The 4,247-nt window shown below is 29.0% G+C and carries 3 protein-coding genes; 2 read left to right on the top strand and 1 reads right to left on the bottom strand.

Going from position 1 to position 4,247, the window contains the following annotated elements; translation table 11 throughout:
- Nucleotides 1-261: 261 nt before the first annotated feature.
- Nucleotides 262-429, top strand: coding sequence for a hypothetical protein (locus AB0B86_RS33425; protein WP_186335751.1), 168 nt, complete (start codon nt 262-264; stop codon nt 427-429).
- Between the two features lie 588 nt (nt 430-1,017).
- On the opposite strand, the gene AB0B86_RS33420 is transcribed toward AB0B86_RS33425, so the two are convergent.
- Nucleotides 1,018-1,896 carry a replication initiation factor domain-containing protein gene (locus tag AB0B86_RS33420; protein ID WP_356971815.1) on the bottom strand — a complete coding sequence of 293 codons (879 nt, stop codon included), beginning with the start codon at nt 1,894-1,896 and terminating at the stop codon, nt 1,018-1,020.
- A 249-nt stretch (nt 1,897-2,145) separates the two neighbouring features.
- Between AB0B86_RS33420 and AB0B86_RS33415 the strand changes: the two genes are divergently transcribed.
- The gene (locus tag AB0B86_RS33415) at nt 2,146-3,690 is read left to right on the top strand and encodes a hypothetical protein (RefSeq protein WP_356971813.1); all 1,545 of its coding nucleotides are present in this window, start codon (nt 2,146-2,148) and stop codon (nt 3,688-3,690) included.
- Nucleotides 3,691-4,247 lie beyond the last annotated feature (557 nt).

Here is a 4,247-nt window from a genome sequence, read left to right as displayed (position 1 = left end):
CATCATGACCGTGATATCAACGCAAGTCAGAATATATTGGCCGAAGGTATGAGATTACAAAGTCAAAACTAGAAAGAAGAACCGTAGGGACTACGGGGATAGCTCGGGTAGTAAAAAGACACCGCTGATAACAAAGAAATACGTTATCAAGTATGCTTTGTTTCCGAGAAGCTCACACTTCAAGCGTCAAACCTTTAGGTTTAGCTAAGTGTTGAGTAGTTCACTGAATCGTTGGTAGATAATCATAATCAATTAACTCACATGGAAAATAATGAAACAGCTGGATTATTCATCAATGTAGATGAAGAAATCATGAATGATTGTTTAACGATGGAACAGTTAATTCAATCATTAAAATGGGAACTTGACGAAAAAGATGTCACATCATTTTATGTTATTTCATCTTTTGCAGGTGATTATCATATTTAATTTTAAAGAGACTTTCTAAGTCTCTTTTTTATTTTAAATGTAAAAATAAGTTTCAAAAGTTCGATGAAAAAAATCACGAGAAGCGACATAAAAATATTGAAGAAATGAAAAATTTATAAGAGCAACTTCGACAAAACTAAACGAGAAAATGAAATAAAACGGTAAACTTTTTTCAAAAGTTCGATGAAAAAAATCACGAGAAGCGACATAAAAATATTGAAGAAATGAAAAATTTATCGTTGCTCCCCTCTTCTGAAATCTTAAAAACTGCGGTTGAACAGTCCGAAATCATAGTGTATAATAACACTATAGGTAATTCAAGAGCATAAGAGGAATCCTGCACAGAAATGTCTCCATTCGGTAGCCATTTCTGTGCAAAATATTGATTTGACAGTGTCAAATGGGATTCCTAATTATGCGATAAAAATTGTTATATGTCTCCCGAACGGCTACACAAAAGCTACCGAATAGCTACCCAAAATCAAAAATGTCTCCCAAATGGATACCTAAAATCAAAAATGGATACCAAATAGCTACATTATTAGGTAGCCATTTGGGAGCTAAAAGGGAGCCAAATGGTAGCCATTTTTAAAATAGCTTCTTACTTTTTGTCTGCCAAAATTCTATTTGCTTTTGTAATTGTTTTTCATTTTCTCTTAAAGTCGATTTCATTAATTCCGTTAAATTAATTGGAGATATTTCTTTAAAAATCTTTTTAAATTTATATTTAGTATTTCTATTTAATTTTCCCCATTCACTCTCATCAAACAGTAAAGCCATAACTGTATGACGTTCAGAAGTTTTATTAATCATCGTATAATCTGGTTTCAAAATATGTAAATCATTAAAACAATCTTTCCAATAATCAACCATATTTCTTTTAAGTTCAATTTCTACACGCCATAAATGCTTAGACATAACTTCAACATCTGCATTATCTTTACGCTCTTGCTTTTTATTATAAATTCTAATAAATCTATCACTATCTCTTACACCGAAATATTTTGTTTCAGGCATTCCATTAATTCCATAGAATACAGTCTTCTTCAAAGCTTTATCTGACATTACATAGTAGTCGCTTAAATCATCTTCAAAATCAAAGGCTAAGTCTAATCTTGTAAAACCGTCATCTTCCATATAGTCGATGATGTTTTGTTTTAACCAAATCATTTCTTCATGTGTAAGTTTATTTGGATTAAATTCAACACGCATATTACGTCTATCCCATGTATCTGCTTTTACTTTGTCGTATTCGATATAAACTTTTTCCTGCAGCGCTTTAGCTTTAAATTTCGTTTGTAGTATATCCCAAAGTCTAATTTGTGGTTCAGTACTCATGAATTCAGATAGCTTTTGAGCATTAATTTTATTAAGATTCCCAACGATTGTCATAGCATCAAAACTTAAATTCGGATAAGTTTGTACCGGAATTTGTGCACCTAACCGGCTATTAGAGTAGCCGGTAATAAACGATGAAATCAAAGAAAAGTAACATAATTAACTATTATAGGTAGTACTTTTGTATAGGTGATTCATTTACCACAACTTTTATAGATCCTTATATATAATTCTCATAACATTGAGAGAGATACTGTTGAATGATAATATGAAGTTTAAAATTAAATGAATTTAAATATGGGAAGGATTATTATGAATAGTTATCAAGTATACATATATCTTGTATTAGGAATAGTTCTATTAACTATAGTTACAAGTATGATATCTTCTTTTTTAAACAAAAAACATTTGATTTCTAAAATAGATAATTTATGGAAAGAGAAGAAAGCATTAGAAGAATTTATACGTCCTAATTCGCGATTTAATTATCAATTTAAACTTCGACGAAATAACAATTTTAACTTTCTAGTAGATGATAAAACGTGGTCTGATTTAAACTTTGACGCTCTATTTCACCAAAGTAACTTTAATTTTACGGCTATTGGTGAAATGAGGTGGTATGCTACATTGAGAAATATGTTTCACATTGAACATCATAATCTTTTAAATCTCTTTACGAATAATGAACGATTTAGAAAAGAAGTTTCCTATCACCTTGCTTTAATAGGAAAAGTAGTTTATCCCATTTTTCCTGATCAAATCAAACCTGCTAATAAAAATACGTTATTTATGTTATGTCCATTTTTACCGTTATTGAGTATCATTATTATTCTTATTAATCCAGCTATAGGCGTCTTTACATTGTTTTTCTCTGTATTACTTAATTTTATTTTATCTGCAGTTTTAAAAAGAAATTATAATCAAGATTTAAAATCGCTTTTTTATACTGCTAAAGTGCTTAAGCAAAGTTATCTACTGAATCGTTTGGAAAATACTCCAAAAACAAATGTAAACTTTAGACATTTTAATATAGTTCGATTATTGAGTGGCTTTCTTGGAAAAGCAGATGAACAAAATATAGGTGGCGCCTTTATCATGTTCTTTAAAAAAGTGTTTATGTTAGATTACTTTTTCTTTCATAAAATTCAATCTACATACTCCAAATATCAAGAAGAATTACTGACTTGTTACGACTATATAAGTACTCTAGATAATCACTATTCATTAGCAATGTATAGACAGACATTAGATAATTATTGTGAACCAACTATTACTGTAGAAAAGAAAGAAATAGACTTTGAAAATTTAGTACATCCTTTACTCGAAAATGCAGTATCAAATAGCTTAAAAGTAAATAATAATATATTATTAACTGGATCAAATGCATCTGGTAAATCAACTTTTATGAAAGCAGTAGCAAGTAATCTTATTCTCGCTCAAACATTAAACACTGTTACAGCAGACTCCTTTATTTATCATCCTGGAGAAGTTTATACATCCATGGCTAATAAAGATGACGTTTTATCAGGATATAGTTATTTTATGGCAGAACTAAAATCTATTCATCGATTGTTAAATACGAAGAGTAAAAACGCAATATATTGTTTTATTGATGAAATTTTCAAAGGTACAAATACCGTTGAGCGTATTGCTGCTTCTGAGTCCGTACTAAGTTATCTAAATACTTATGAAAATTATAAAGTGATAGCAGCTACTCATGATATTGAATTAGCAAAATATTTAGAAGGTAATTATAAAAATTATCACTTCAATGAATCCATAGAAGAAAATCATATTTACTTTGATTATAAGATTAAAGAAGGTAAAGCTGATACCCGTAACGCTATTGAATTGTTACGGATTTCTCAATTTCCTTTAAATATATATCAAAGAGCCCTATATAATACTAAAAGATTTAGTTAATATTTATTTTGATAAATAATTTTTTGAAAGTTTACAAACTGAAATGTTTTTACAAATAAGATGGCACGTCTATAATCGATAAAAACCTGACTAAGAATTTGGAGTGATTTAATGGAAAATTCTATATAAAAACAGATGTCTATGCTGTATATATATTTCCAATGCTATTAGTTGAATTTGGTATTGCATCTTTAATATCTAACTCAAGGCGATAATAATTTAAACTGTATATAAAAATGAGAAAAAAGCAGTTATACAGCTTTTCCCTCATTTTTAATTTACATAATTAGTTAATTATAGGTAGTGGAATTGTATAGGTTATGCATTTTGAACATCTAAATCAATCAATTCTGTACCTATATCAAAAAAGTTTTGGCTGTGTGTAGCCATAATGATTGTGACACCTTGTCTATTCAAGACAAGAAGAAACTCGTTCCACTCGTTTCAAAAAACATAAAAAGACGCTCAGTTTGAGCGCTTTTTTATTACTTAAATTTATCTGCCTTTTATAAAAACAATAAAAGTAGTGTTGAAAATATGAAAAATAAAGCGAAAAA

The organism is Micromonospora sp. NPDC049047 (assembly GCF_040649135.1).
Taxonomy (GTDB): domain Bacteria; phylum Actinomycetota; class Actinomycetes; order Mycobacteriales; family Micromonosporaceae; genus Micromonospora.
The sequence above is the reverse complement of the archived record's forward strand: the minus strand, read 5'-3'. Positions and strand labels throughout refer to the sequence as shown.

Bases quoted from the DNA above. Each gene is read 5' to 3' on its own strand.
- AB0B86_RS33425 (WP_186335751.1), top strand. From the start codon at position 262: ATGGAAAATAATGAAACAGCTGGATTATTCATCAATGTAGATGAAGAA.
- AB0B86_RS33415 (WP_356971813.1), top strand. From the start codon at position 2,146: ATGATATCTTCTTTTTTAAACAAAAAACATTTGATTTCTAAAATAGAT.